A 24,632-nucleotide genomic window follows, 5' to 3' on the forward strand; every position below is an offset into this window, starting at 1 on the left:
CCTAAATACCCCCAGGGCAAAAGTCAGTAGGAAATCTGCCCCGTGCTGTAACAAAATCTACGGCTGTGTTAATTTCGGCGCTAAATTTCATTGCAGGAGTTATCAAATGGATGCACTTGAACTACTTCTTAACCGTCGCAGCGCTTCCCGCCTGGCGGAGCCTGCACCAGCAGGTGAATCACTGGAAAATATTATTCGTGCCGGAATGCGTGCGCCTGATCATGGAACCTTGCAACCATGGCGCTTCATTGTCATTGAAGGCGAAGGGCGTGAGCGTTTCAGTAAGGTCATGGAAGAAGCTGCAATTGCTGAAGAGCAAGACGAAAAGGGCATAGAAAAAGCGCGTACCGCTCCGTTCCGTGCTCCTATGATTATAGCGGTCGTTGCACATTGTGATGACAATCATAAAGTTCCGGTCTGGGAACAGGTTGTTTCTGCAGGTTGTGCGGTAATGGCAATGCAAATGGCAGCGGTTGCTCAGGGCTACAACGGCATCTGGCGCACCGGCATCTGGACGGAAAGTGAAGCCGTGCGCAAAGCACTTCATTGCCGTGAGCAAGATGAAGTCGTTGGTTTCTTATATCTGGGAACGCCACAACTCAAAGCCTCCACTACGGTCAACATCCCGGACATCACTCCGTTTGTGCGCAATTTCTAAGCAAACAGGCAAAAGCTGTCTGGATTGTGACCAGGAATGGCGCAATTCAGACATGCAGTCTTACCACTATCCTGCTGAACGGTTACCATAGAGTGATTGCCAATGACAGGAGTAGTCCATGAGTGAGCAAACCGTTCGTTTGACGCAGTACAGCCACGGAGCTGGTTGCGGCTGCAAAATTTCCCCGAAAGTCCTGCAAACTATTCTGCACTCTGAGCAGGCTAAATTTGTCGATCCTAACTTGCTGGTAGGAAATGAAACCAGTGATGACGCGGCAGTTTATGATTTGGGCAACGGCACTTGTGTCATCAGCACCACCGACTTCTTTATGCCGATTGTCGACGATCCGTTCGACTTTGGGCGTATTGCTGCCACCAACGCGATTAGCGACATTTACGCGATGGGCGGCAAACCGATTATGGCTATCGCTATTCTCGGCTGGCCGATTAACACCCTTGCACCAGAAATTGCCCGCAAAGTAATTGAAGGCGGGCGTTTTGTTTGCCAACAGGCGGGCATTTCCCTGGCAGGCGGTCACTCCATCGATGCGCCAGAGCCTATCTTTGGCCTTGCGGTTACCGGGATCGTACCAACCGATCGCGTTAAGAAAAACAGCTCAGCTACCGCCGGTTGCAAACTGTTCCTCACCAAGCCGCTTGGTATTGGTGTGCTGACCACAGCTGAGAAGAAATCCCTGCTAAAACCTGAGCACTACGGTCTTGCGGCGCAAGTGATGTGCCAGCTGAATAAACCGGGTGCGGAATTTGCCGACATCGAAGGTGTCACCGCCATGACGGATGTCACTGGTTTTGGCCTGCTCGGTCACCTCAGCGAAATGTGCCAGGGTGCGGGCGTTCAGGCCGAAGTGTGGTTTGATAAAGTGCCAAAATTACCTGAAGTTGAAAGCTATATCGCCCAGGGCTGTGTTCCTGGTGGGACTTCGCGCAACTTCGCAAGCTACGGTTATCTGATGGGCGAAATGACCCAGGCGCAGCGTGATCTACTGTGCGACCCACAAACTTCCGGCGGCTTGCTGTTAGCTGTTGAAGCCAACGCGGAAGCGGCGGTTGCCGCCGTTGCCGAAAAAAATGGCATCAAACTGACGGCTATTGGTGAGCTAAAAGAAGCTCGCGCCGGTCGCCCGATGATTGAGATTCGTTAATCGGATGCGTCTGTTCATTGCCGAAAAACCCAGCCTTGCTCGTGCTATTGCTGATGTGCTTCCAAAACCCCATCGCCGGGGTGACGGGTTCATTGAGTGTGGAAACGGGCAGGTTGTGACCTGGTGTATCGGTCACTTGCTGGAACAGGCTCAGCCAGATGCATACGATGCGCGCTACGCGCGCTGGAACCTTGCCGATTTGCCGATTGTGCCGGAAAAATGGCAGTTGCAGCCGCGTCCGTCGGTCACTAAACAGCTTAATGCCATCAAAAAACTACTCGTCCAGGCTGACGAAGTGGTTCATGCGGGTGACCCGGATCGTGAAGGGCAGTTGCTGGTCGATGAGGTTCTCGACTATCTGGAGCTTGCTCCGGCAAAGCGCCAGCAGGTTCAACGCTGCCTGATAAACGACCTCAACCCGCAAGCCGTTGAACGTGCTATCAGTCGTCTGCGATCCAACAGCGAGTTTATACCGTTGTGTGTTTCGGCACTTGCACGAGCCCGTGCCGACTGGCTTTACGGTATCAACATGACTCGCGCTTACACTATTCTTGGCCGTAACGCCGGTTATCAGGGCGTGCTTTCGGTTGGACGTGTGCAAACGCCAGTGCTTGGGTTGGTGGTGCGTCGCGATGAAGAGATTGAGAATTTCATCGCCAAAGATTTCTTTGAAGTCAAAGCGCATATCGTCACACCTGCGGATGAACGCTTTGTGGCAACCTGGATCCCTAGCGAGTCTTGCGAGCCGTATCAGGATGAAGAAGGACGTTTGCTACATCGCCCGCTGGCTGAACATGTGGTTAACCGTATCGGCGGGCAGCCGGCAGTCGTCACGGCCTATAATGATAAACGGGAATCAGAAATCGCCCCGTTGCCGTTCTCGCTCTCCAGTCTGCAAATCGAGGCGGCAAAACGTTTTGGTCTAAGTGCGCAGAACGTGCTGGATATCTGCCAAAAATTGTATGAAACGCACAAACTCATTACTTACCCGCGTTCGGATTGTCGTTACCTGCCGGAAGAACATTTTGCGGGTCGCCATGCAGTGCTGAATGCGATTAGCGTTCATCAGCCGGATTTGCTGCCGCAGCCTGCGGTGAATACCGATCTGCGTAACCGTTGCTGGGACGATAAGAAAGTTGATGCGCACCACGCGATTATCCCTACGGCGCGTAGCTCAAAGATCTCGCTTTCTGAAAATGAAGCTAAAGTTTACAACCTCGTCGCCCGACAATACTTAATGCAGTTCTGCCCCGACGCGGTGTTCCGTAAATGCACCATCGATCTCGATATTGCCGGCGGTAAATTTAACGCTAAAGCCCGTTTTCTGGCCGAAGCAGGCTGGCGCACACTGCTTGGCAGCAAAGAGCGTGATGAAGAGAACGACGGTACACCGCTGCCGGTGGTCGCTAAAGGCGATGAGCTATTGTGCGAAAAAGGTGAGGTAGTTGAGCGTCAAACTCAGCCGCCGCGCCATTTCACCGATGCCACGCTGCTCTCAGCGATGACCGGAATCGCGCGTTTTGTGCAGGATAAAGATCTGAAGAAGATCCTACGCGCAACGGACGGACTGGGCACTGAAGCGACGCGTGCCGGGATCATTGAGCTATTGTTTAAGCGAACGTTCCTGGTAAAAAAAGGGCGCTATATACATTCATCGGATGCCGGACGAGCGTTGATCCATTCGTTGCCAGAGCTTGCGGCAAGACCGGATATGACGGCTCAGTGGGAGTCAACGCTGACGCAAATCAGCGAAAAGCAATGTCGATATCAGGACTTCATGCAGCCGTTGGTTCAAACGCTGTATGACCTGATTCACCAGGCTCGGACCAAGCCGGTTCATCATGCTTTCAAAGGCGTTAAAGCGCCTGACGAGCAGAAAAAACCGCGTAAGCAATGGACGAAAAAAGAGGGTAGTGATGATGCAACTAAGAAGCCTGCTCGCCGCCGCCGTAGCGCTGATGGTGACTCTGCCAGTGATGGCGCAGCGTCTTGATCCACAGGTAGATATCTCGGTGCCGCCGGAAGTGTTCAGCAGTCAGGGACAGCGCGCTGCACCCTGTAACCAATGCTGCATTTATCAGGATCAAAATTACTCGGAAGGTGCGGTGGTGAAAGCTGATGGTGGCGTTTTGCTGCAATGCCAGCGTGATGAAAAAACGCTGAGCACTAACCCTTTAGTCTGGCGTCGCGTAAAGACATAAACGCTTCAAGTAACGGAATATCTGCCGGGGCGAGATCGTAACCAAATGCCTCGGCAGGTAAACACCAGGCCAGCTCGCTGTGGCACAGTGCTTTCATTTCGCCACTAAATTCCGCCACATGCCAGGCATGAAGATGAATAATCCGCCCCGAAACTTCACGTTTATGGCTGGCAATGTAATCGCCCACTAACGCTTCTATCATTAACTCTTCTTTCAGTTCCCGTGCCAGGGCTTGCGGCTGCGATTCACCGTTATCTACCTTGCCGCCAGGAAACTCCCACAAACCCGCCTGGTCACCGCTTTCCGGGCGACGAGCAAGCAAAATTTTACCGTGCTGCTCGATAATTGCGGCAACAACATCAATGGTTTTCATGATACCAATCCGTTCTTTGTCTAAGGGCGTGGCATAATACGCGCCACCAAAGATTATCTGAAGATCTTCCCGAATTATGATTAAAAACAGCTCTCCATGGGTGACACCGCTTAAAAAATTGCCTGCCAGTTTGCGGCCTATAATCTCAATGCAGGAAAAGCACTTCGGTTCGGTGCTCAATCCCACCCGCTGGTGGGGGCGTTTCCCTTATTTATTCTGGCTGGTCGCGCTGTTTGTCGGTTTTCTGGAAAGACGCCGTGCTGGTATCGACCCGGTGGTGCGCTCGCTGGTGATGACCCGTGTTTCCCAGCAATGCTGTTGTGAGTTTTGTATTGATGCCAATAACTTACGGCTGGCTGAACGTAGCGGTTCGATGGACAAAGTGCTGGCTGTAGCTAACTGGCGTGAAGAAGCATTGTTTTCAGCCAAAGAGCAGGCCGCATTGGCCTATGCTGACGCAATGACTGCAACACCTCCGCAAATCAGTGATGCGCTAAAAGCCGAACTGAAAACGCATTACGATGAGAAAACCATTACTGAATTAACCGCGCTCATTGCTTTTCAAAACCTGTCTGCACGCTTTAATGCCGCACTGGATATTCCGGCGCAAGGGCTGTGCGTAAGTGCTACCGGGAAACAGCCCCATGTTTGATAGCTACCTTCATCCGCGTATAAAACCGACGCTTGAGCGCGTGGCAAGCGCGCTGGATAAACCAGGCATTTCACCAGATGGACTAACCCTGCTCGGCTTCGCCATCGGCGTGCTCGCTTTGCCATTTCTGGCGCTGCAATGGTATGGCGCAGCGCTCGTTGCCATCGTCCTGAATCGCCTGTTCGATGGATTAGATGGCGCACTGGCAAGGCGGAGGGGGCTGACGGATGCGGGCGGTTTTCTGGATATTGCGCTGGATTTCTTGTTTTACGCGCTGGTGCCGTTTGGTTTTATTCTTGCAGATCCCGCGCACAATGCACTCGCAGGCGCGTGGTTGCTGTTTGCCTTTATCGGCACCGGCAGCAGTTTCCTGGCTTTTGCTGCCGTCGCGCAAAAACACCAGCTTGATAACCCCGGCTATGCACATAAATCATTTTACTATCTCGGTGGGTTGACCGAAGGCACGGAGACTATCGCATTATTTGTGTTGAGCTGCCTGTTTCCACAGTGGTTTGTCTGGTTTGCGTGGGTGTTTGGTGCGCTATGCATGATGACAACATTTACGCGGGTGTGGAGTGGGTATGAGACTTTAAGACGGGTGGATAAGCGCTAGCGTCATCCACCTTTTCTGCATACTGTCAGTTGTACGGTGGATAAGCGACAGCGCCATCCACCGTTAATCGCAATGCTTAATCCGGTTTACGTTCACCCGTCACAACCGGGTTCTTCGGATTGCTGCTCCACTCATACCAGCCACCGTCGTATACACCCACATTCTGCCAACCCATCGCGCGGGCATACATGAAGGTTTCAGAGGCGCGCCAGCCGGTGCCGCAATAAAACGCGACGTGCTGATCCGGCGTGATGTTCCAGCTTTTCCACATTGCTGCGATGTCGTCAGCTGAACGCATGGTGCCGTCTGGGTTATGGAAATCTTCCATATGGGTGGAGTCTGAACCTGCATGGCCCCAGCGCGCCCCGGCAATTTCGCCTTTTGGCTTAATGTAGCTATAACCGCTGGTAGTGCCGATAAATTCAGGCCATGAACGAATACTCACCAAAGAGGCATCTTTACGCCCGAGCAGCCCGCGAGCCTGTTCTGTATCAAGCATCAGCTGTGGCTGGCCTGGGAAAGGTGCACCAAAGTCTGCCGCAGGTTTAACGTCACCCGGTAAACCGCGTTCCACAGGCAATTTGGCATCAGACCAACTCTGCCAGCCGCCATCGAGCAAACGCACATCTTTCACACCTGCATACAACAGAATTTGCGCGACACGTGCCGCAGCGTAGACATCACGGCCGTACATCACCACCGTGGTATCATGGCGAATGCCGTGTTTGGCTAACAGCGCCTTGAGCTTGTCGTCGGACACTTTATTCCACAACGGCTCGCTTTCGATATCGTTGGTATCGATGTAATCAGCACCTGGAATATGGCTCAGCAAATACTGCTTAGGCGCGCCCCAGGCGGCTTCGATAATTTTCACTTCGCCTGCAGGTTGCGCCGCGACAGGCTTATTCTGCATCAGGTTATGTAACCATTGCGGGTAAACGAGTTGCTCGAAGTGCGCCATTTTCTGCAAGCGCGCAGGCTGTTGCAGCGCATCTGAGAGCAGCGCGATATGGGTGTAGCCAAGGCTCGTCAGGCGCTCTTTAACCGCTTTGGTTTCAGCGCTTTGACCATACAGCGCAATCAGGCTATCTGGCGCGATGCTGTGTTGTTTTGCCCACAGTTGCAGTTGTTCATCGTTCATCATGCCTAACCAACTGGCCGATAAATTCAGTGCAGCAGGTTCATGCCCACCCACACCGTGAACGGTTTGCGGCCAGCCGTTATAAAAGGCACTTGGACGTGTATCAATAACCATCCCTTTTTGTGCCTGAAGATTGGAGAAAGTCATCTGAGAAGGTTGACCAGCAGCGATAGCCATATGCGCCAACCCGGATAACATCAAGGCGGCGGTTAGTTGAGAAACACGTTTCATCTTATAACCTGAAAAGAAGAGAAAAAAAGAGCCGCTATTCTTGCCGAATAACGCCAGCTATTCCTTGCGATAACGCATAATTATGTATGACAAATTAATAGCCCGAACCACCGACCGTAATAATATGCCCGCCTGTGGGAATATCTTGCGGATCGTGTGTGACCAGTACCACCGGAATGGCCTGTTGCTCAACTTGCTGCCAGACGAACTGGCGGAACTGCTCGCGTAAGGTCTGATCCATTCGTGAGAAAGGCTCATCGAGCAACAGGGATTCGGGCTTCGCCAATAATGCCCGCAACACGCTGACGCGCGCACGTTCACCGCCGGAAAGTGTTGCAGGGTCGCGTCGGGAGAAATGGGTTAGCTGCGCGTTTGCCAACGCTTGTTCGACATAATACTGCCGTTGTTCACGCCCTTTAATTGTTGCGGGTAGGGCCATCGCCAGGTTTTGCCCAACATTCAAATGCGCAAACAACAGAGCATCCTGAAAAAGAATGCCAATATTTCGCCGCGCGGTTGGGAGCGTATCGCGGCGTTGCTGGTTAAGCCACAGCTCTCCTTTAACGCTAAATTCCGCAGGCAACGCGCCAATCATCCAGCTTAGAAATGTCGATTTTCCGGCCCCGGATGGCCCCATTAGCGTCAGCACCTCGCCGGGGGAGACTGTGAAACTCAAATTCTGAATCAACGAGTGTGCGGCATAAGAAATAGAACAATCCTGAACACGCAGCATTAGCGTAATCCTTGTCGATAATGGGTGAGCAGACTGCTGAGCTGTCGCATGGCAATAAACATGATTGCCGGAAGTAGCATTTGTAACAGCGCCTGAATGGCCTGCTGCTGCGGGTCACCGCCGCTACTGAGTGCCACAGTTTCTGTTGTGACGGAGGTAAAGCGCCCTGCACCTGCGTACAGCGTCGGTAAATATTGCGCGACGCTCACTGAAAACCCAACAGCCAGAGAGGCCAGTAGCGGGCGGATAAGCAATGGCAGCTTAACCCTGCATAAAATTTTCCACGCTGACCAGCCAAATGTTTGCGCTGTAATTGTCAGGCGCGCATCAAACTGATGCCACGCAGGGCGTGCGACCAGCAGCATATAGGGGACAACCCACAGCAAATGGCTCCAGATAATGCCCAGCCAGCTACCGTCTTGATCTATAACCAGCAAGATTTGATATTGCCCGGCAACCAGCGGTAGAGCGGGTAAGAAAAGCGGTAGCGCAAGCCAGAGATCAAAGCGTGAACTTCCTCCTTCCAGCCACAGAACAACCACCAGCAAACCTATCAGGCTGCTTGCCAGCGCCAGCAGTAATGTGGTGGTTAATGGTGATAGTTCCGCCGCTTGCCAGCCGGTAAGGGCGAATGCATCAGGCAACAGTGCCGGGTAAAACCAGCCATCTGCAAATGACCACAGCACCAGCATTGCTATCGCTGCAGTGCCGGTGAGAGCCATGATAAAACCAGATGCTAATGCCACAGGCTGAATGCTGAATTGATGACGCTTGCCGGAAAATTGCCCCAGGGCACGGCGGACAAACAGCCATGCGGCGTAGCCAACGGTGCTAAAAATCCCCAACATCACCACGAGCAGCAGTGACGTTAACATGCCCATTGCCACACGTTGCGGATCGGCATCGGTAAGCCACTGCCAGGCCAGAACCGCGAGCGTTGGTGGGTTGTTCGGGCCCAGCATGATTGCTACATCCACGACAGACAAGCTGTAGGCTACAACTGCCAACAACGCCCATTTCAGGCGCGGCAATAACTGCGCAACCAGCACTCGAATACGGCTTTGCAATGGGCCATAACCCAGGCTTTGGGCCACGGTTAGTTGTTGGGAAAGGGATTGCAGGTTGAGCTGTGTGCTGGCAACCCATAGCAGGAACCAGCACTCTTTCAGTGCCAGCAAGATACCCAGCCCAACACCATTTTCATCAACATGAAACGACACGCTGCATAGACGCGCCAGCCAGCCGTTATCGGAAAACAGGAATAAAAAGCCGCTGGCAAAAGCGACGTGGGGGAGAGCCAAAAGTAATGGCAGTCGTGAGGTCAAACGTTGCCAGTGTGCGCCTGGCCATAGGCCGCAAAGCAGCACAAGGCAAAGAGTCGATGAGCCTGCAACGCTAATCACAGTCGAATTTAATGTGGCTTGCAGCGCACCAGACCACTGGTTGTCGGCCCACAGCTGATGCCAGATATCGGGCATCAACATCGGTTTTGCCATCATCGCTAAGCCTGGTAGCAGCGGCGCGAAAACACACCCCACTGCAAGCAAGGCTAAGGTGCGTTGCAGCACGCGGTTACTCACTTCGCTCCGTAACGCTGTAACCACTCTTTTTCCAGCGCATTAACCCAGGCAGCATGAGGTTCAGGCAGATATGGCACTGCTTGCAGATGGGCTGGTTTTTGCGCATCGAGCTGCTCATTTAATGGCGCAGGCAGCGTTGCGCTATCCAGAACGGTGGCATCACCCCAGACTGCCGGGGTGGCTTTGCGAATTTGCGCTTGTGGAGACATCAGGAAATTTGCCAGCACCTGAGCCCCCGCCTGGGAGCGGGCATTGGCTGGAATGGTGACAAAATGGACGTTGCCCAACATGCCTTGCTCAAAGCCAAATGCCTCTGCTGTTTTTGGCAGTTGCTTGCGGTCGATAAGGTTATCGACATGTGCGGGATTGAACGTTACAGAGAGCAGCAACTCGCCGTCTGCAAGCATTCGGTCCATGCGAGCCGGTGTTGATGGGAACGTTTTACCTTCACGCCACAACAGAGGATGCAGTTTGTCCAGATACTCCCATAGCGGAGCGGTAACCTGGTTAAAAGTTGCCTGATTCGGTGGCAGGCGCAGCGCCTGCGAGTCGCGGGTCAGCACAATCAATAACTGCTCGATAAATGCAGTGCCGGTGAAATCCGGTGGGCGAGGGTAGCTCAGTTTGCCGGGGTTCGCTTTGGCGAATGTCAGCAAATCCGCCGCACTACGCGGGAATTCCACATTAGGCTGTTTGTTGCCAATCAACATCAACTGAGCGCTACCCCAGGGTGCTTCAGCACCGTCCGTCGGCTGTGAGAAATCCTCGCGCACGGTTTTTTTCTGGTCTACGTAACGCCAGTTGGGTAATTCCCACGCCCAGCTTTCTTTCAACAATCCGGCTTGTTTTAATGTGTGGAAGTTTTCGCCATTGACCCACAGTAAATCGACCGACCCTTTTTCTTTGCGCCCGGCGGCGGCTTCACTCTGGATACGTTTTACCGCATCAGCGGCATCAGCCAGACGCACTACTTTTACTGTCACACCATACTGCTGCTTCATCTCACCAGCCACCCAGTCGAGATAACTGTTTACCGCAGGGTCGCCACCCCAGGCGTTGAAGTAAACGGTCTGGCCGTTCGCCTGCTGGCGCAGAGCGTTCCAGTTGGTGGGTTGTGCACAGGCTGCGAAGCTGAGCGCAACAAGCGACAGCAAAAGTGTTAAAAGGCGCAAAATGGGGTCCTTATGATTTCTGGAGAATGCGGACTAACCGGCGTGACGCCAGCGGCAGCAAACCCAGCAAAATAAACATCACAATCATACCGGGTGAAAGAATATCGCTAAGGGTACGCAACTGGCTCAGTTGGCGCCCCGCGTTGAGATAAACCACGATCGCCGGCAGCATTCCGACAAGGCTAACGGCAAAATAGTGCAGCGTTTTGATTGGCGTCAGGCCCATCAATAAATTTATCAGAAAGAACGGGAAAACCGGCGTGAGGCGTAGCGCAAAAAGATAGTACAACCCTTCGCGCTCCATGCCGCGGTTAATCGCCGCCATCGGCGTAGCAAAACGAAGGTGTACCCAGTCACGTAGCAAATAGCGGCTGATAAGCATCGCGAGCGTTGCGCCACAGGTTGCAGCCAGCGCCACCAGAGTGGTTCCTTGAACGACCCCAAACTGCGAACCAGCAAGCAACGTTAATAATGTTGCGCCGGGAATGGAAAGGGTGGTGACCACAACATAAATCACAAAAAATGCCAGCGCTGTCTGCAACGGATGCTGCTGATGCCAGGCCGAGAATTGTGCCTGATAATGTTGCAGTGCCGCCAGACTACCCGGCGGCAGGAAGGTAATCAGCAGGATAAAAGCAACCACCAGAGCGGCAAAAAGTAACTTACGCATCGGGCAAGAAACCACAGCGCCGGGTGATGTTCATACCACGTCCCTTACAGCTTAAATTCAGCCCATACCGGTGCATGGTCAGAAGGCTTTTCCATGCTACGAATATCGTAATCAATACCGGTAGCGATGCAGCGCTCTGCCAGCGGCTGGCTTGCCAGAAGCAGGTCAATACGCAGCCCACGGTTGTCATCAAAGCCTTTCGAGCGGTAATCAAACCATGAGAACTTGTCGTTGGTTTCCGGGTTGGCGTGGCGGAAGGTATCAACCAGGCCCCAGTTTTTCAGGCGGTCCATCCATTCACGTTCTTCTGGCAGGAATGAACATTTGCCAGTACGCAACCAACGCTTACGGTTTTCTTCGCCAATACCGATATCCAGGTCGGTTGGGCTGATATTGACATCACCCATAATCAGCACCGGATTCTCTTTTTTCAGTTCGCTGTCGAGGAAGTTTTGTAGGTCCTGGTAGAACTTCGCTTTGGCCGGGAATTTGGTCGGGTGGTCGCGGCTTTCGCCCTGCGGGAAGTAGCCGTTAATCACCGTCAGGTTGCCTAATGGCGAAGGAATTTCCGCCATAATAATGCGGCGTTGCGCTTCTTCATCATCACCAGGGAAGCCACGGCGAACCGAAATCGGCGTCTCTTTAGTTAGTAGCGCCACACCATAATGTCCTTTCTGACCATGATAAAAGACGTTGTAGCCCAGCTTTGCGACATCTTCGAGCGGGAACATGTCGTCATGGACTTTGGTTTCCTGCAAACCGATAACATCAGGCTGATGTTGTTCAACAATGGCCTGAAGTTGATGTGGGCGGGCGCGCAGGCCGTTGATATTAAAAGAGACGAATTTCATAAGTCGCTGCCGTAGTTGCTAACAATGTTGCAGGATGGTAGCAGAAAAAGCCGGGAAGTGAGACGGATGGCAAATTTTTTCCTGGGGTGAATTTGAACTGAGCAAAATCTGCACCAAAATACGTCATGCCGCCCCGTTTTGGGGCGTAAACAACTTGCAAACCCCAGCATCGATCACAAATCCAGTATTATATTTTCCCACTGCATAATCTTTCTTGTTTTTATCTGGCGATCCAAGCGGCACCGTAAAACTATGCACTATATATTCACTTTATGTGAATAGTGGTAGTGCGTAACCTATTGATTTCACGATCCCATCTCTCTGCTATTCATTTATATCGCTGGCTGGCACGAAGCGTGCAATCTACATTTACAGCGCAAACACTCAATTATTTAACATCTAAATAACTTTTTATTTACCGGAAGAGGTCGCTATGTCGCAGTCAATTACCCGCCAGAATTTCGACGAATGGATGATGCCCGTTTATGCCCCCGCTTCTTTTATTCCGGTACGCGGTGAAGGGTCGACTTTGTGGGATCAACAAGGCAAAGATTATATCGACTTTGCGGGTGGGATTGCGGTGAACGCCCTGGGTCACGCCAACCCTGAACTGCGCAAAGCGCTTGAAGAACAAGCCGCAAAATTCTGGCATACCGGCAATGGTTATACCAACGAGCCGATTCTGCGCCTGGCAAAACAGCTGATTGATGCCACTTTTGCCGACAAAGTGTTCTTTTGCAACTCGGGGGCTGAAGCCAACGAAGCGGCGTTAAAGCTGGCACGTAAATATGCTCATGATAATTTTGGACCGCAGAAAAGCGGCATTGTAGCGTTCAAAAACGCCTTCCACGGACGCACATTATTTACCGTTTCGGCGGGTGGTCAGCCTGCTTACTCACAAGATTTTGCGCCATTACCGCCGCAAATCAGCCACGCCATTTATAACGATCTGCAATCTGCCAGTGAGCTGATTAACGAAAATACCTGTGCGGTGATTGTTGAACCCATACAGGGTGAAGGTGGTGTAGTACCTGCTGACCCTACGTTCCTGCAAGGTTTGCGCGAACTGTGTGACCGCCACAACGCGGTACTGATTTTTGATGAAGTGCAAACCGGCGTTGGCCGCACGGGTGAGTTGTACGCATATATGCATTACGGCATCACGCCGGATGTACTTTCTACCGCTAAAGCACTGGGCGGTGGCTTCCCGATTGGCGCCATGCTGACCACTGAAAAGTTCTCCAAAGTGATGGTCGTCGGCACCCATGGCACCACATACGGCGGCAACCCGCTAGCCGGTGCCGTTGCTGGCCGGGTGATGGAGATCATCAACACCCCTGACGTACTTAACGGTGTTAAACAGCGCCACGCCTGGTTTGTTGAACGTTTAAACAACATAAACCAGAAACATCAGCTGTTTAGTGAAGTGCGTGGTCTGGGACTGTTAATTGGCTGTGTGCTGCAACCAGCGTACAGCGGAAAGGCTAAACTTATCTTACAGGCCGCAGCACAGGAAGGTTTGATGATGCTTATTGCCGGGGCGAACGTCGTACGTTTTGCGCCAGCGTTAATTGTCAGCGAAGCTGAAGTGCAAAAAGGGCTGGATCGTTTTGAGCGCGCCTGTGAACGCTTTATTGCGGGAGAGCAATCATGATGATTATCCGTCCGGTTGAGCGCGGTGATTTATCCGGGCTACTGGAGATGGCGGGTAAAACAGGCGGCGGCTTGACTTCACTGCCTGCGGATGAAAAAACGCTGTCCGAACGTATCGAACGCTCAATAAATACCTGGCAGGGTGGCCTGCCAAAAGGCGACCAGGGCTATGTTTTCGTGCTGGAGGATACTGCCACCGAACATGTGGTGGGGATCTGCGCTATTGAAGTTGCGGTTGGGTTAAACGACCCCTGGTACAACTATCACGTGGGTACACATGTACACGCCTCCAAAGAGCTGAATATCTACAACGCGTTGCCGACGCTGTTTCTCAGCCACGATCACACCGGAAGCAGCGAACTTTGCACGCTTTTCCTCGACGCCGACTGGCGTAAAGAGGGCAACGGATACCTGCTTTCCAAATCACGTTTTCTGTTTATGGCAGCGTTTCGCGATCGCTTTAATGACAAAGTGGTGGCCGAGATGCGTGGTGTGATTGACGAACATGGTCATTCACCGTTTTGGGAAAGCCTGGGCAACCGCTTCTTCTCTATGGAATTTAGCCGTGCTGATTACTTGTGCGGTACCGGGCAGAAGGCGTTTATCGCCGAATTAATGCCTAAACACCCGATTTACACCGATTTCCTGTCGCCAGAAGCTCAGGCCGTTATTGGTAAGGTGCATCCACAAACCGCGCCAGCGCGTGCGGTGCTTGAAGCCGAAGGTTTCCGTTATCGCAATTACGTGGACATTTTTGACGGTGGCCCAACGCTTGAGTGCGACATCGACCGGGTAAGGGCGATTCGCAAAAGTCGCCTTGTTGAAATTGCTGTTGGGCAACCGGCAACCGAAGAACTACCAATGTGCCTGGTAGCCAATGAAAAATATAACGATTTTCGCGCCATGCTGATTAAGGCAAATCCAAAAGGTGACCGGCTTGTTATTGATGCCGTTACCGCGGATGCCCTGAAATGCAGTGCTGGCGATAAAGTCCGTCTGGTGCGTTTGTGCCCCGAGGAGAAAAAAGTATGACTCAGTGGATTAATGGACAGTGGCTTTCCGGGCAAGGCGAATCATTACAAAAACATAACCCAGTAAATGGTGATTTGCTGTGGGAAGGCGTTGCAGCGGATGCAAAACAAGTTGAACAAGCGTGTCTGGCGGCGCGTGCCGCATTCCCGGCATGGGCAAAACGTCCGTTTGCCGAGCGCCAGGCCATCGTTGAAAAATTTGCGACCTTACTCGAGGCCAACAAAGAAGCGCTGACCGTAACTATTTCCCAGGAAACCGGCAAACCGCGCTGGGAAGCGGCGACTGAAATTACCGCGATGGTGAACAAAATCGCTATCTCGATTAAGGCTTACCACACGCGAACCGGTGAAACGCACACCGAAATGCCGGACGGTGCGGCGACACTGCGCCACCGCCCGCACGGTGTTCTGGCGGTTTTTGGCCCGTACAACTTCCCCGGCCATTTGCCAAATGGGCACATTGTGCCCGGCCTGCTGGCAGGCAATACCATTGTATTCAAACCCAGCGAACTGACGCCGCGGATTGGCGAGCAAGTGATGAAACTGTGGCAGCAGGCGGGCGTGCCGGATGGCGTGTTAAACCTGGTGCAGGGCGGGCGCGAAACCGGCCAGGCGCTGGCGCAACAATCGACGCTTGATGGCCTGTTATTCACCGGCAGCGCAAATACGGGTTATCAGCTGCATCGCCAGTTCGCCGGGCAGCCGGAAAAAATTCTGGCCCTCGAAATGGGTGGCAACAACCCGCTGATCGTTGAAGAACCTGAAGATATCGACGGTGCTGTTCATCTGGTGATTCAGTCGGCGTTTGTCACTGCCGGGCAGCGCTGCACATGCGCCCGTCGCTTGCTGGTAAAACAGGGGCCGCAGGGTGATGCATTCTTAAACCGCCTGGTAGAAGTGGCGGGACGTATTCGCCCGGATGCGTGGGATGCCACGCCGCAGCCGTTTATTGGTGGATTGATCTCTGTGCAGGCCGCTGAACGCGTGCTGACCGGCTGGCAGGAACATATCGCGCGTGGTGGCAAACCGCTGCTTGAGCCGAAACTGGTAAAAGCAGGTACATCGCTTCTGACGCCAGGGATTGTGGAGTTAACCGGTGTAGCCAATGTGCCCGATGAAGAAGTGTTTGGGCCAATGCTTACGGTCTATCGTTATGCTGATTTCGATGAAGCTATAGCGATGGCGAATGACACACGTTATGGGCTGGCAAGCGGCCTGATTTCTCCACATCGTGAGCAGTTTGACCAGCTGTTACTCGAAGCGCGTGCCGGGATTGTGAACTGGAATAAACCATTAACGGGCGCGTCGAGTGCGGCACCATTTGGTGGCGTAGGTGCCTCAGGCAACCACCGCGCCAGCGCCTGGTATGCAGCCGACTACTGCGCATGGCCGATGGCGACGCTGGAAAGCCCGTCCTTCCCGCTGCCTGCAACCCTGAGCCCAGGGCTTGATTTTAGCCGTGAGGAGTAATCATGAAAGCGCGTGAAGTTAATTTTGATGGACTGGTGGGTTTGACCCACCATTACGCCGGGCTTTCTTTCGGTAACGAGGCATCAACCAAACACCAGTTCCGTGTTTCCAACCCGAAGCTTGCCGCTAAACAAGGTTTGCTGAAGATGAAAGCGCTGGCGGATGCCGGGTTTGCACAAGGTGTCATCCCGCCTCAGGAGCGGCCTAATATTCCGCTGCTGCGCCAGTTAGGTTTTAGTGGCAGCGACGAACAGATTGTTGCGCGCGTAGCAAAACAAGCGCCCCAACTGCTGTCGGCGGTGAGCTCGGCTTCCTCAATGTGGGTGGCGAACGCTGCGACTGTCAGTCCGTCGGCAGATAGCCTCGATGGCAAAGTCCACTTCACCGTAGCGAACCTGAACAACAAGTTCCACCGTGCAAGCGAAGCGCCAACCACAGAAAATGTCTTGCGAGCCATTTTCCGTAACGAGGACTACTTTTGCGTTCATGGCGCATTGCCGCAAGTCAGTATGTTTGGCGACGAAGGGGCGGCAAATCATAACCGCCTCGGCGGTGCGTATGGCGAACCATCGACACAGCTTTTTGTTTATGGCCGCGAAGAAGCTAAAGCAGGATTGGTTCCGGCACGTTATCCGGCTCGCCAGACGTTAGAGGCAAGCCAGGCTGTTGTAAGGCTTAACCAGGTTAACCCGGATTTAGTGGTTTACGCGCAACAAAACCCGACGGTTATCGACCAGGGCGTGTTCCATAACGACGTAATCGCGGTGTCGAACCGCCAGGTATTGTTCTGCCATGAGCAGGCATTTCTTCATCAACATGCGTTATACGAGCAGTTGCGTGTTAAAGTGCCCGGATTCACGCCTATTGAAGTTCCCGCAAATAAAGTTTCAGTGGCCGATGCGGTCGCAACTTATCTGTTTAACAGTCAGTTATTAAGCCGTGACGATGGCAGCATGACGCTGATTTTGCCAGAAGAGTCTCGCCAACACGCAGGCGTCTGGCGTTATCTCAATGAAGTGTTGGCAGCCGATAACCCAATCAGCGAACTTAAAGTGTTTGACCTGCGCGAAAGCATGGCAAACGGCGGTGGTCCGGCATGTCTGCGCCTGCGCGTCGTCCTGAACGAAGCGGAACAAAAAGCGTTAAACCCCGCGGTGATGATGAATGACGCGCTGTTTGTTACGCTCAATAACTGGGTCGACCGTTGGTACCGTGACCAACTGACTCAGGCTGATTTAGCCGACCCACAGTTGTTGCACGAAGGACGCGAAGCACTCAATGAACTGACTCATATACTAGACTTAGGTTCTGTTTATCCATTTCAGCATGAGTAGACTATCTTATTTGTCATTTCGGCCCTGGGCAGTGCTCAGAATCTTCACGTACTTTGTGTACGTTTCGGTTCTTGCGCGCTGTCCTTGACCAACCTGACTGCATCGATAATGTCTACTGGTTAGTTTTATACAGGAGGCACAATGTTGGATTTTTTGGCGCAAACCCTGGCGGGTAAAGTGCCAACTCCGAGCGCCGGAGAAAATGCCCATCTGCATTGGCAGTGGTGGGATGAAGGTATTTTGACACTGTCCCCACATCAGGCGACGCAAAAAACGCTGGTGTTGTCGGCAGGGGTTCACGGTAACGAGACTGCGCCAGTAGAAATACTCGCGCAGCTGGTGGATAGCCTGGTTGCCGGTGAAATAGCGTTGCAATGGCGGTTGCTGGTCATTCTTGGCAATCCTGCGGCACTGCGTAGCAACCAGCGCTATCAGCACAGTGACATGAACCGTATGTTTAGCGGCGGTTGGCAGCAATTCCCGGAAAGCATTGAAACACAACGTGCCTGCCGACTTGAGCATGCGTTAGATCTGTTTTTGGCCGAATGTGAAGAGACCATCTGCTGGCACCTGGATATGCATACCGCCATTCGCAGCTCCTTGCACCCACGTTTTGGCGTCTTGCCTTCGCGTCCCTTGCCATATGATGAGGAATTTCTCTCCTGGCTGGGCTGTGCGGGATTACAGGCACTGGTGTTTCATCAGGAGCCTGGTGGCACTTTTACCCATTTCAGCAGCGAACATTTCAATGCGCTTAGCTGCACGCTCGAGCTGGGCAAGGCGCAGCCGTTTGGCGAAAACGATCTCAGCCAGTTTGAGGTGACAAAACAGGCATTGCAGGCATTGCTAAGCGGTGAGGCGGCGGAGCCCGTTGAAAGTAAGCCGTTACGCTATAAAGTGGCGCAACAGATTACACGCCACAGCGAGGCCTTTGTATTGCATATGTCGGCGCAAACACAGAACTTCACTGCATTCCCGAAAGGCACATTGCTGGCAGAGGATGGCGATACGCGATATATAGTGAAAGAAGATATTGAATTTGTGCTATTCCCGAATCCTAATGTAGCGCTCGGGTTACGGGCCGGTTTGATGCTGCGAGAAATATAAATAATTTGGCCCCGTTTTTTGGGGCTAATAAATAATCATTCAGCAAACAATGATGTACAGATAAATCTTAGAGTACATCTTTTCCCTACGTAATAATTACTATACAATATCTTCATAATTTCTTTAAAATCATTGTCTTGTTATATTCTGTTGCAATTCCTCTCTGCATTATCCTTATTCTCTTCATAATTGCTGCAAATTTGTTGTTTACCCTTTCAATGCTTTACCGACGGGGACTATTACTTGACGCATAACCCCGTAGACTTAATTTCGTCAACGCGGCAGACCTTGTCGTAATTATAAAGTAATTGCCCTATAGATTTTCAGTTACAGCAACGCGGCATGTATTTGCGTCCTGAGAGCTAAGTGACCAGGATGTGCGGTCAAAACAGCTGTAGCAGAAAAGCTGACGGGAAAAAGAGGAATAAATACTATGCGTAAATTAACAGCTCTCTTTGTTGCTTCAACTCTGGCTCTGGGCGCGGCGAACCTGGCTCATGCAGCTGACACCACCACTGCTGCAAAAACAGATGCACCGATGATGCACCACAAAGGTATGCGCGGTGGCTATCACGACATGATGTTTAAAAACCTGAACCTGACCGATGCGCAGAAACAGCAAGTGCGTGACATCATGAAAGAACAGCGCGGTAAAATGGAGCGCCCTTCAGTAGAAGAACGTCGTGCGGCGCACAGCATTATCGCCAGCGACAGCTTCGATAAAGCTAAAGCACAGGCTCAGGTAGATAAAATGGCTGAGCAGAACAAAGCCCGCATGATGGCTCATATGGAAACGCAGAATAAGATCTACAACATTCTGACGCCAGAACAGAAAAAACAATTTAATGCTAATTTTGAGAAGCGTCTGACAGAACGCCCTCAACATGAAGGTAAAATGCCTGCTGATCAGGAATAACTGATCGACTGACTTAAGACCGCCGGTCCTGTCCACAATAGCGATATCGCAGTGGACAGGACCGGCGGTTTTCTTTTGTGTCGGATGAGGCTATTGCGCGACCTGCGGTTTGGTTTCGCAGGGTGGATAAGCCATAGGCTCAGGCTATCTGCTGCGCACTACTCAACATTGAACGGATAAGCTGCTCGAGCAACGGCTGCAACTGCCCGGCACGATCGGAACGCCATGCAAACGGCGGCTGCTCATCCATATAATTACATTGTGCCAGTTCTAGCTGCACTGCATGAACCCCTTGCGACGGCTGCCCGTAAGCGCGGGTGATATAGCCGCCTTTGAAACGCCCATTTGCCACCCAGCTAAATTGCTTTTGCGATGCCGCACAAGCCACCAGATGCTCTTCTATTAATTCATCACAGCTTTTACCGCCGTTAGTACCGAAATTAAGATCCGGAAGTCTGCCTTCGAACAAACGTGGAATATGGCTGGCGATGGAATGGGCATCAAACAACAGCGCATAGCCGTGCTCCGCTTTCATTCTCTCCAGTTCACTTTGTAACTGCTGGTGGTAGGGCTGCCAGATATTGTCCAGTGCCGCTTTTCGTTGTTCCGCGCCTGGTTCTTTTCCTGGAATAAACACCGGGGTGCCATCAAATAGCGTTTCGGGATACAGACCTGTAGTGGCGGTGGTGTACAGCGGTTTGTCGTCTGCCGGGCGGTTGAGGTCGATAACCATGCGCGAATAATTGCCGGTAATAACACTTGCACCCAATGCATGAACAAAATCATAGAGCTTTGGGATATGCCAGTCGGTATCGGGCAGGGGTTTTGCGGCATCGCTTAGGGCCGACTCAACTTCTGGCGTTAGTGCGGTGCCTGCGTGCGGAATACTGATAAGGATTGGCAGTTTCCCACGACTGAAATTAAAAGATGCTGTCACGTTTCTCTCCCTGATAAATAACGGTGCAGGGCAATTGCCCCCCTAACCAATAGACCAGTTCTGCGGGACGTGCCACGGGCCAGTGCACAAAGTTAGCAACTTTTCCGCACTCAAGGCTGCCGTGGCTTTCACGGATACCCAAAGCCTGCGCGGCATGCAGCGTGACGCCCGCCAGCGCTTCTTCTGGCGTTAATCCAAACAGAGTACAGGCCATATTGAGCATTAAACGCAGAGAAAGCGCGGGTGAGGTGCCAGGGTTTGCGTCACTTGCGACCGCCATCGGCACACCGTGTTTGCGGAATGCGGCAACCGGAGGTTGTTGTTTTTCTCGCAGCAGATAAAACGCACCTGGCAGCAGCACTGCAACGGTGTTCGCTGCAGCCATCGCTTGCGCGTCAGCATCGGTTGCGTATTCAAGATGGTCGGCCGATAACGCCTGATACTGCGCCGCAAGGCTGCTGCCCGCCAGCGCTGACAGTTGCTCGGCATGCAGTTTTACCGGCATTCCCAGAGTGCGGGCAGCGCTAAAAACCTTCTCGGTTTGCACGGGGCTGAAAGCCAGATGCTCGCAAAAGGCATCGACGGCATCGGCCAGTTTTTCTTGAGCTACACGCGGGAGTAACTGTTCGCAAACCACTTCAACCCATCTGTCGCTATCACCGTTAAATTCGGGAGGAACGGCATGTGCTGCAAGACAGGTGGCATAAACTTCTACCGGCAGGAGTTCCCCGATTTTGCGGATCACGCGCAGCATTTTGATTTCATTGTCGATATCCAGCCCATATCCCGACTTAATTTCGACAGTCGTCACACCTTCATGCAGCAGATGTTGCAGGCGCTGGCGGGCGGAGCGCAGTAATTCCTCTTCATCCGCTTCACGCGTGTGGCGAACGGTGGAAATAATCCCGCCGCCCTGGGCTGCAATTTGCGCGTAACTCATGCCATTTAAACGCATCTCAAACTCTGCACTACGATCGCCACCAAACACCAGGTGGGTATGGCAGTCGATAAAACCTGGCGTGATGATCCCACCGTCAAAGTGGTGATGGGCCTGAGCGCTAATATCGGGGAGTGCTTCGCGCTTACCGATCCAGATTATTTTCCCCTGATCTACGGCGATAACCCCATCTTCAATCAGCTGGTATTGCCCCTCTTTCATTGTGACGAGCGTTGCACCGCTCCACAGGCTGTCAATGCTGCGAGGATAAGGCATGATATTCTCCGTGTCAGGTTGTATAGACAATTGACTACAAGCTAGCGCAGCCAGCGCTTTTCGGCAACTTGCGTCAGCCGAATTATGACGGCGGTAAACAAGTTTGAAATTTGGTTTGCGTTAGCTGTAATTAATCGCTAAATCATTGGCATCGCAAAAGAAGGAATCAAATCCATGCCTGCATTTTTTGCTCCAGTTGTGATGCTCCCACAAGGTTGGGGGCACAATGTGCGGATTAGCGTCAACGAACAAGGAACGATTACTCACGTCGAAGTTGGTGCTTCAGGGGAAAATGCCACATTGCTTCCGGGCATCGTGATTCCTTCTATCGCAAACTTGCACTCGCATGCGTTTCAGCGGGTGATGGCGGGGTTGACGGAAGTGGCGGGCAATCCGCAGGACAGTTTCTGGACGTGGCGCGACATGATGTATCGCATGGTCCAAAAACTATCCCCCGAACAAGTCGGTGCCATTGCCACTCATTTGTACATTGATATGCTCAAGGGTGGTTACACTCAGGTAGCTGAATTTCACTATTTACATCATGACGTTAACGGAAAACCGTATGCGTCAGGTGATTTGATGCTACAGCAATTGCTGGTTGCTGCCGATAACAGCGGAATAGGGCAAACGTTGCTGCCGGTGCTCTACAGCCACGCCGGTTTTGGCGCGCAGCCGCCGCAGGCGGGGCAAAAAAGATTTATCCAGGATGTCGACCGCTATCTCCGTCAACAGCAGGCGCTGGGTAACGCGCTTCGCCGCTATCCGTTGATTAACCACGGCCTGTGTTTTCACTCATTAAGGGCGGTCACGCAGGAGCAAATGGAAGATGTGCTGGAAGCGAGCGATTACCGCTTGCCGGTGCATATTCACATTGCCGAGCAAGATAAAGAGGTGGATGACTGCCTCGCCTGGAGCGGAGAACGCCCGGTGGAATGGCTATATAACCGCTTTGCGGTGGACGACCGCTGGTGCCTGGTTCATGCCACGCATTTATCCGCTGAAGAGTTAACTCAAATTGTGGAAAGCCGCGCGGTGGCAGGCTTGTGCCCTACGACTGAAGCAAATCTCGGTGATGGGATTTTCCCAGCCACCAATTTCATTGCTCAGGGCGGCCACTGGGGTGTGGGTTCTGACAGCCATGTCTCGGTTAGTGCACTGGAAGAATTACGCTGGCTTGAGTACGCGCAGCGCCTGCGTGATAAAAGGCGCAACCGCATTGTGTTGCCAGAATTGCCTCAGGTTGGCGAAGTTCTGTGGCGCCAGGCCGCCGTAGGTGGCGCACAAGCTTGCGGCGTAACGATGGGGATGATTGCGCCGGGGCAGCGTGCTGACTGGTTAGTGCTCGAGCGTGATTCATGGCTTGCACATGTTGAAGATTACGCGATTTTAAATCGCTGGTTATTTGGTGGACGCAGCGAACAAATACGAGACGTGTGGGTTGCTGGAAAACAGGTGATAACCGACAGGCAGCACGCGCTCGATGAACAAAGTAATGCACAGTTTGCGCAGGTGATGCGCACTCTTCAGGAGTGGTGATGGAATTCTTTGATATACGGAAAGTGCCCGTCAGCTTGTGGCGTAACGGGGCCGGAGAAACCCGCGAAATTTGCTGTTTCCCGCCCGCGACGCGTGATTTCAACTGGCGTGCCAGTATCGCGTCAATCGCCAGCAGTGGCGAGTTTTCGGCTTTCCCTCAGGTAGACCGTGTCATCACCTTGCTTGAAGGAGGGGAAGTGGTTCTGGATGCCGGAAAGGCGTTTCGTCATACCCTAAAGCACTTTCAGCCTTTTGCTTTTGCCGGTGATTACACGGTTAAAGCCGAGCTAAAGCAGGGTATGTCGATGGATTTCAATATTATGACGCACCGCGACCGCTGCCGCGCTAAAGTGCGCGTTGCAGACCGCACATTCACAACCTTCGCTCCACGTGGTGGCATTGTTTATGTGCTCAGCGGTGAGTGGCAACTGGGTGACAAACTACTGACTCCAGAACAAGGTGCGTGGTGGCAAGATGGCCGCCACACCTTGCGCTTACTGAAGTCGGAAGGGAAGTTGCTGTTTAGCGAAATTACCTATCTCTGATCACTGCCCGGTAAAACTACCGACCAATTGATAACGTGAGCCTGGATATAGCAGCCGGGCTACCGTCACTACCTGTGAATGGTGCCAGGTGCGGCGTTGAATCAATAAACAAGGTTGATTGGTCGTCACTTCTAACAGCCCTTGCTGTGATTCATCGGCCAGCACGGCTTCCACAATGTGTTCACCTGAAGTAAGCGGTGCGACTTTGCTCAGATAATGGTGTGGCGTTTCCAGGCGGAAATCTTGTTGCAGATAATCTGCGGCAAGCGCCGGGTTCACATAGCGCGTTTCCAGCTGTACTGCCATATCGTTGTCGTAGTGAACCAGTTGCGAATAAAACAGTGGCTCACCAACGTTGATTGAAAACGCATGTGCCAGCTTTTCATCAGCCTTAACTTGTTCAAGAGCTACCACCTGATTGCGGTAGTGATGGCCTCGTGCGGTAATCTCTTCGGCAATGCTGCCCACTTCAAGCATCGCAGTATGGCCTTTTTGTTCAGCAACAAAGGTTCCCACACCTTGCATTCGCACCAGCCAGCCTTCTCCGGTCAATTCCCGCAGCGCCCGGTTAATCGTCATTCTGCTGACATTCAACGCATTCACCAGCTCCGTTTCCGAAGGCACTCGCTGGTGGGCAAGCCAGCTTCCGCTGCGGATCTGGCTGATAATGCCCTGCTTAACCCGCAAATAAATAGGGGCGGGGAGATCGCTGATAGCGGAACGTAACTGCTCCAGAGTTTCTGAATCAGACATGTTTTGTCCTTTCTTATAATGTGGATTAAGCGCGATCCCGCTCACTAATCTATAAAAATTACCTATGTCGTACTGGCGGTGATTTGGGTTTATTAGT

Annotated in this window: 24 protein-coding genes; 14 read left to right on the forward strand and 10 right to left on the reverse strand. The window is 52.5% G+C overall.

Features of this window, described 5'->3' with window-relative positions:
• Positions 1 to 106 precede the first annotated feature (106 nt).
• From M979_RS04330 to M979_RS04345, 4 genes are all read left to right on the forward strand, one after another.
• The gene (locus tag M979_RS04330; protein WP_034456058.1) at positions 107 to 658 is read left to right on the forward strand and encodes an NAD(P)H nitroreductase; all 552 of its coding nucleotides are present in this window, start codon (positions 107 to 109) and stop codon (positions 656 to 658) included.
• 118 nt (positions 659 to 776) lie between these two features.
• Positions 777 to 1,820, forward strand: coding sequence for a selenide, water dikinase SelD (gene selD / locus M979_RS04335; RefSeq protein WP_064553881.1), 1,044 nt, complete (start codon positions 777 to 779; stop codon positions 1,818 to 1,820).
• Positions 1,821 to 1,824: 4 nt separating this feature from the next.
• Positions 1,825 to 3,813 (forward strand): DNA topoisomerase III, encoded by a 1,989-nt coding sequence (locus M979_RS04340; RefSeq protein ID WP_064553882.1) that lies wholly within the window; start codon positions 1,825 to 1,827, stop codon positions 3,811 to 3,813.
• Complete coding sequence (locus tag M979_RS04345; protein ID WP_064553883.1) at positions 3,740 to 4,021, forward strand: YnjH family protein; 282 nt, start codon at positions 3,740 to 3,742, stop codon at positions 4,019 to 4,021. The genes M979_RS04340 and M979_RS04345 overlap by 74 nt, the downstream gene beginning before the upstream one ends.
• On the opposite strand, the gene M979_RS04350 is transcribed toward M979_RS04345, so the two are convergent.
• Positions 3,987 to 4,394, reverse strand: a complete 408-nt coding sequence (locus tag M979_RS04350) for a pyrimidine (deoxy)nucleoside triphosphate diphosphatase (protein ID WP_034456053.1) — start codon at positions 4,392 to 4,394, stop codon at positions 3,987 to 3,989. The two genes, M979_RS04345 and M979_RS04350, sit on opposite strands and share 35 nt — an antisense overlap.
• A 79-nt stretch (positions 4,395 to 4,473) precedes the next feature.
• On the opposite strand from M979_RS04350, the gene M979_RS04355 reads away from it, so the two are divergent.
• Together M979_RS04355 and M979_RS04360 are read left to right on the forward strand one after the other, a co-directional pair.
• Entirely contained in the window at positions 4,474 to 5,046 is a 573-nt protein-coding gene (locus tag M979_RS04355; RefSeq protein WP_064553948.1) for a carboxymuconolactone decarboxylase family protein, read from the forward strand.
• The gene (locus M979_RS04360) at positions 5,039 to 5,659 is read left to right on the forward strand and encodes a CDP-alcohol phosphatidyltransferase family protein (protein ID WP_064553884.1); all 621 of its coding nucleotides are present in this window, start codon (positions 5,039 to 5,041) and stop codon (positions 5,657 to 5,659) included. Before M979_RS04355 ends, M979_RS04360 begins: the two co-directional genes overlap by 8 nt.
• A gap of 76 nt (positions 5,660 to 5,735) precedes the next feature.
• Here M979_RS04360 and M979_RS04365 read toward each other — a convergent pair whose 3' ends face one another.
• The 6 genes from M979_RS04365 to xthA form a co-directional block, all read right to left on the reverse strand.
• Positions 5,736 to 7,031 carry a rhodanese-like domain-containing protein gene (locus tag M979_RS04365; RefSeq protein WP_064553885.1) on the reverse strand — a complete coding sequence of 432 codons (1,296 nt, stop codon included), beginning with the start codon at positions 7,029 to 7,031 and terminating at the stop codon, positions 5,736 to 5,738.
• 94 nt (positions 7,032 to 7,125) lie between these two features.
• A complete protein-coding gene (locus tag M979_RS04370; protein WP_064553886.1) occupies positions 7,126 to 7,764 on the reverse strand; it encodes an ATP-binding cassette domain-containing protein in 639 nt (212 codons plus the stop codon).
• Positions 7,764 to 9,344: an ABC transporter permease subunit gene (locus tag M979_RS04375; RefSeq protein ID WP_245164650.1), complete on the reverse strand. Its 1,581-nt coding sequence runs from the start codon at positions 9,342 to 9,344 to the stop codon at positions 7,764 to 7,766. The genes M979_RS04370 and M979_RS04375 overlap by 1 nt, the downstream gene beginning before the upstream one ends.
• On the reverse strand, positions 9,341 to 10,516 hold the full coding sequence (locus tag M979_RS04380; RefSeq protein WP_064553887.1) for an ABC transporter substrate-binding protein: 1,176 nt from the start codon (positions 10,514 to 10,516) through the stop codon (positions 9,341 to 9,343). The genes M979_RS04375 and M979_RS04380 overlap by 4 nt, the downstream gene beginning before the upstream one ends.
• A 10-nt stretch (positions 10,517 to 10,526) precedes the next feature.
• The gene (locus tag M979_RS04385; RefSeq protein ID WP_064553888.1) at positions 10,527 to 11,186 is read right to left on the reverse strand and encodes a TVP38/TMEM64 family protein; all 660 of its coding nucleotides are present in this window, start codon (positions 11,184 to 11,186) and stop codon (positions 10,527 to 10,529) included.
• A 44-nt stretch (positions 11,187 to 11,230) separates the two neighbouring features.
• Entirely contained in the window at positions 11,231 to 12,037 is an 807-nt protein-coding gene (xthA, locus tag M979_RS04390) for an exodeoxyribonuclease III (RefSeq protein ID WP_034456044.1), read from the reverse strand.
• Between the two features lie 433 nt (positions 12,038 to 12,470).
• On the opposite strand from xthA, the gene astC reads away from it, so the two are divergent.
• The 6 genes from astC (at position 12,471) to spy (ending at position 19,548) form a co-directional block, all read left to right on the forward strand.
• A complete protein-coding gene (gene astC / locus M979_RS04395; RefSeq protein ID WP_064553889.1) occupies positions 12,471 to 13,691 on the forward strand; it encodes a succinylornithine/acetylornithine transaminase in 1,221 nt (406 codons plus the stop codon).
• Positions 13,688 to 14,722: an arginine N-succinyltransferase gene (gene astA, locus M979_RS04400; protein WP_064553890.1), complete on the forward strand. Its 1,035-nt coding sequence runs from the start codon at positions 13,688 to 13,690 to the stop codon at positions 14,720 to 14,722. The genes astC and astA overlap by 4 nt, the downstream gene beginning before the upstream one ends.
• Positions 14,719 to 16,191 (forward strand): succinylglutamate-semialdehyde dehydrogenase, encoded by a 1,473-nt coding sequence (gene astD / locus M979_RS04405; protein ID WP_064553891.1) that lies wholly within the window; start codon positions 14,719 to 14,721, stop codon positions 16,189 to 16,191. The genes astA and astD overlap by 4 nt, the downstream gene beginning before the upstream one ends.
• Before the next feature lie 2 nt (positions 16,192 to 16,193).
• Entirely contained in the window at positions 16,194 to 17,525 is a 1,332-nt protein-coding gene (gene astB / locus M979_RS04410) for an N-succinylarginine dihydrolase (RefSeq protein WP_064553892.1), read from the forward strand.
• A 141-nt stretch (positions 17,526 to 17,666) separates the two neighbouring features.
• Complete coding sequence (gene astE, locus M979_RS04415) at positions 17,667 to 18,632, forward strand: succinylglutamate desuccinylase (RefSeq protein WP_064553893.1); 966 nt, start codon at positions 17,667 to 17,669, stop codon at positions 18,630 to 18,632.
• Between the two features lie 433 nt (positions 18,633 to 19,065).
• The gene (gene spy, locus M979_RS04420; protein ID WP_034456037.1) at positions 19,066 to 19,548 is read left to right on the forward strand and encodes an ATP-independent periplasmic protein-refolding chaperone Spy; all 483 of its coding nucleotides are present in this window, start codon (positions 19,066 to 19,068) and stop codon (positions 19,546 to 19,548) included.
• 139 nt (positions 19,549 to 19,687) lie between these two features.
• On the opposite strand, the gene hutG is transcribed toward spy, so the two are convergent.
• Both hutG and hutI read right to left on the reverse strand, forming a co-directional pair.
• The gene (gene hutG / locus M979_RS04425; RefSeq protein ID WP_064553894.1) at positions 19,688 to 20,485 is read right to left on the reverse strand and encodes an N-formylglutamate deformylase; all 798 of its coding nucleotides are present in this window, start codon (positions 20,483 to 20,485) and stop codon (positions 19,688 to 19,690) included.
• The gene (gene hutI, locus M979_RS04430; protein WP_064553895.1) at positions 20,469 to 21,698 is read right to left on the reverse strand and encodes an imidazolonepropionase; all 1,230 of its coding nucleotides are present in this window, start codon (positions 21,696 to 21,698) and stop codon (positions 20,469 to 20,471) included. The genes hutG and hutI overlap by 17 nt, the downstream gene beginning before the upstream one ends.
• 174 nt (positions 21,699 to 21,872) lie before the next feature.
• On the opposite strand from hutI, the gene M979_RS04435 reads away from it, so the two are divergent.
• On the forward strand, positions 21,873 to 23,237 hold the full coding sequence (locus tag M979_RS04435; protein ID WP_064553896.1) for a formimidoylglutamate deiminase: 1,365 nt from the start codon (positions 21,873 to 21,875) through the stop codon (positions 23,235 to 23,237).
• Positions 23,237 to 23,782: an environmental stress-induced protein Ves gene (gene ves / locus M979_RS04440; protein WP_034456033.1), complete on the forward strand. Its 546-nt coding sequence runs from the start codon at positions 23,237 to 23,239 to the stop codon at positions 23,780 to 23,782. Before M979_RS04435 ends, ves begins: the two co-directional genes overlap by 1 nt.
• Here the strand turns inward: ves and hutC are convergent, their stop codons facing one another.
• A complete protein-coding gene (gene hutC, locus M979_RS04445) occupies positions 23,783 to 24,535 on the reverse strand; it encodes a histidine utilization transcriptional repressor HutC (RefSeq protein ID WP_064553897.1) in 753 nt (250 codons plus the stop codon).
• Positions 24,536 to 24,632: the final 97 nt, after the last annotated feature.

Origin of the sequence: Buttiauxella noackiae ATCC 51607 (assembly GCF_001654865.1) — a bacterium.
Lineage (GTDB): Bacteria > Pseudomonadota > Gammaproteobacteria > Enterobacterales > Enterobacteriaceae > Buttiauxella > Buttiauxella noackiae.

Coding starts and splice junctions, on each gene's coding strand:
- M979_RS04330 (WP_034456058.1), top strand. CDS start 107: ATGGATGCACTTGAACTACTTCTTAACCGTCGCAGCGCTTCCCGCCTG.
- selD (WP_064553881.1), top strand. CDS start 777: ATGAGTGAGCAAACCGTTCGTTTGACGCAGTACAGCCACGGAGCTGGT.
- M979_RS04340 (WP_064553882.1), top strand. CDS start 1,825: ATGCGTCTGTTCATTGCCGAAAAACCCAGCCTTGCTCGTGCTATTGCT.
- M979_RS04345 (WP_064553883.1), top strand. CDS start 3,740: ATGCAACTAAGAAGCCTGCTCGCCGCCGCCGTAGCGCTGATGGTGACT.
- M979_RS04350 (WP_034456053.1), bottom strand. CDS start 4,394: ATGAAAACCATTGATGTTGTTGCCGCAATTATCGAGCAGCACGGTAAA.
- M979_RS04360 (WP_064553884.1), top strand. CDS start 5,039: ATGTTTGATAGCTACCTTCATCCGCGTATAAAACCGACGCTTGAGCGC.
- M979_RS04365 (WP_064553885.1), bottom strand. CDS start 7,031: ATGAAACGTGTTTCTCAACTAACCGCCGCCTTGATGTTATCCGGGTTG.
- M979_RS04370 (WP_064553886.1), bottom strand. CDS start 7,764: ATGCTGCGTGTTCAGGATTGTTCTATTTCTTATGCCGCACACTCGTTG.
- M979_RS04385 (WP_064553888.1), bottom strand. CDS start 11,186: ATGCGTAAGTTACTTTTTGCCGCTCTGGTGGTTGCTTTTATCCTGCTG.
- xthA (WP_034456044.1), bottom strand. CDS start 12,037: ATGAAATTCGTCTCTTTTAATATCAACGGCCTGCGCGCCCGCCCACAT.
- astC (WP_064553889.1), top strand. CDS start 12,471: ATGTCGCAGTCAATTACCCGCCAGAATTTCGACGAATGGATGATGCCC.
- astA (WP_064553890.1), top strand. CDS start 13,688: ATGATGATTATCCGTCCGGTTGAGCGCGGTGATTTATCCGGGCTACTG.
- astD (WP_064553891.1), top strand. CDS start 14,719: ATGACTCAGTGGATTAATGGACAGTGGCTTTCCGGGCAAGGCGAATCA.
- astB (WP_064553892.1), top strand. CDS start 16,194: ATGAAAGCGCGTGAAGTTAATTTTGATGGACTGGTGGGTTTGACCCAC.
- astE (WP_064553893.1), top strand. CDS start 17,667: ATGTTGGATTTTTTGGCGCAAACCCTGGCGGGTAAAGTGCCAACTCCG.
- spy (WP_034456037.1), top strand. CDS start 19,066: ATGCGTAAATTAACAGCTCTCTTTGTTGCTTCAACTCTGGCTCTGGGC.
- hutI (WP_064553895.1), bottom strand. CDS start 21,698: ATGCCTTATCCTCGCAGCATTGACAGCCTGTGGAGCGGTGCAACGCTC.
- M979_RS04435 (WP_064553896.1), top strand. CDS start 21,873: ATGCCTGCATTTTTTGCTCCAGTTGTGATGCTCCCACAAGGTTGGGGG.
- ves (WP_034456033.1), top strand. CDS start 23,237: ATGGAATTCTTTGATATACGGAAAGTGCCCGTCAGCTTGTGGCGTAAC.
- hutC (WP_064553897.1), bottom strand. CDS start 24,535: ATGTCTGATTCAGAAACTCTGGAGCAGTTACGTTCCGCTATCAGCGAT.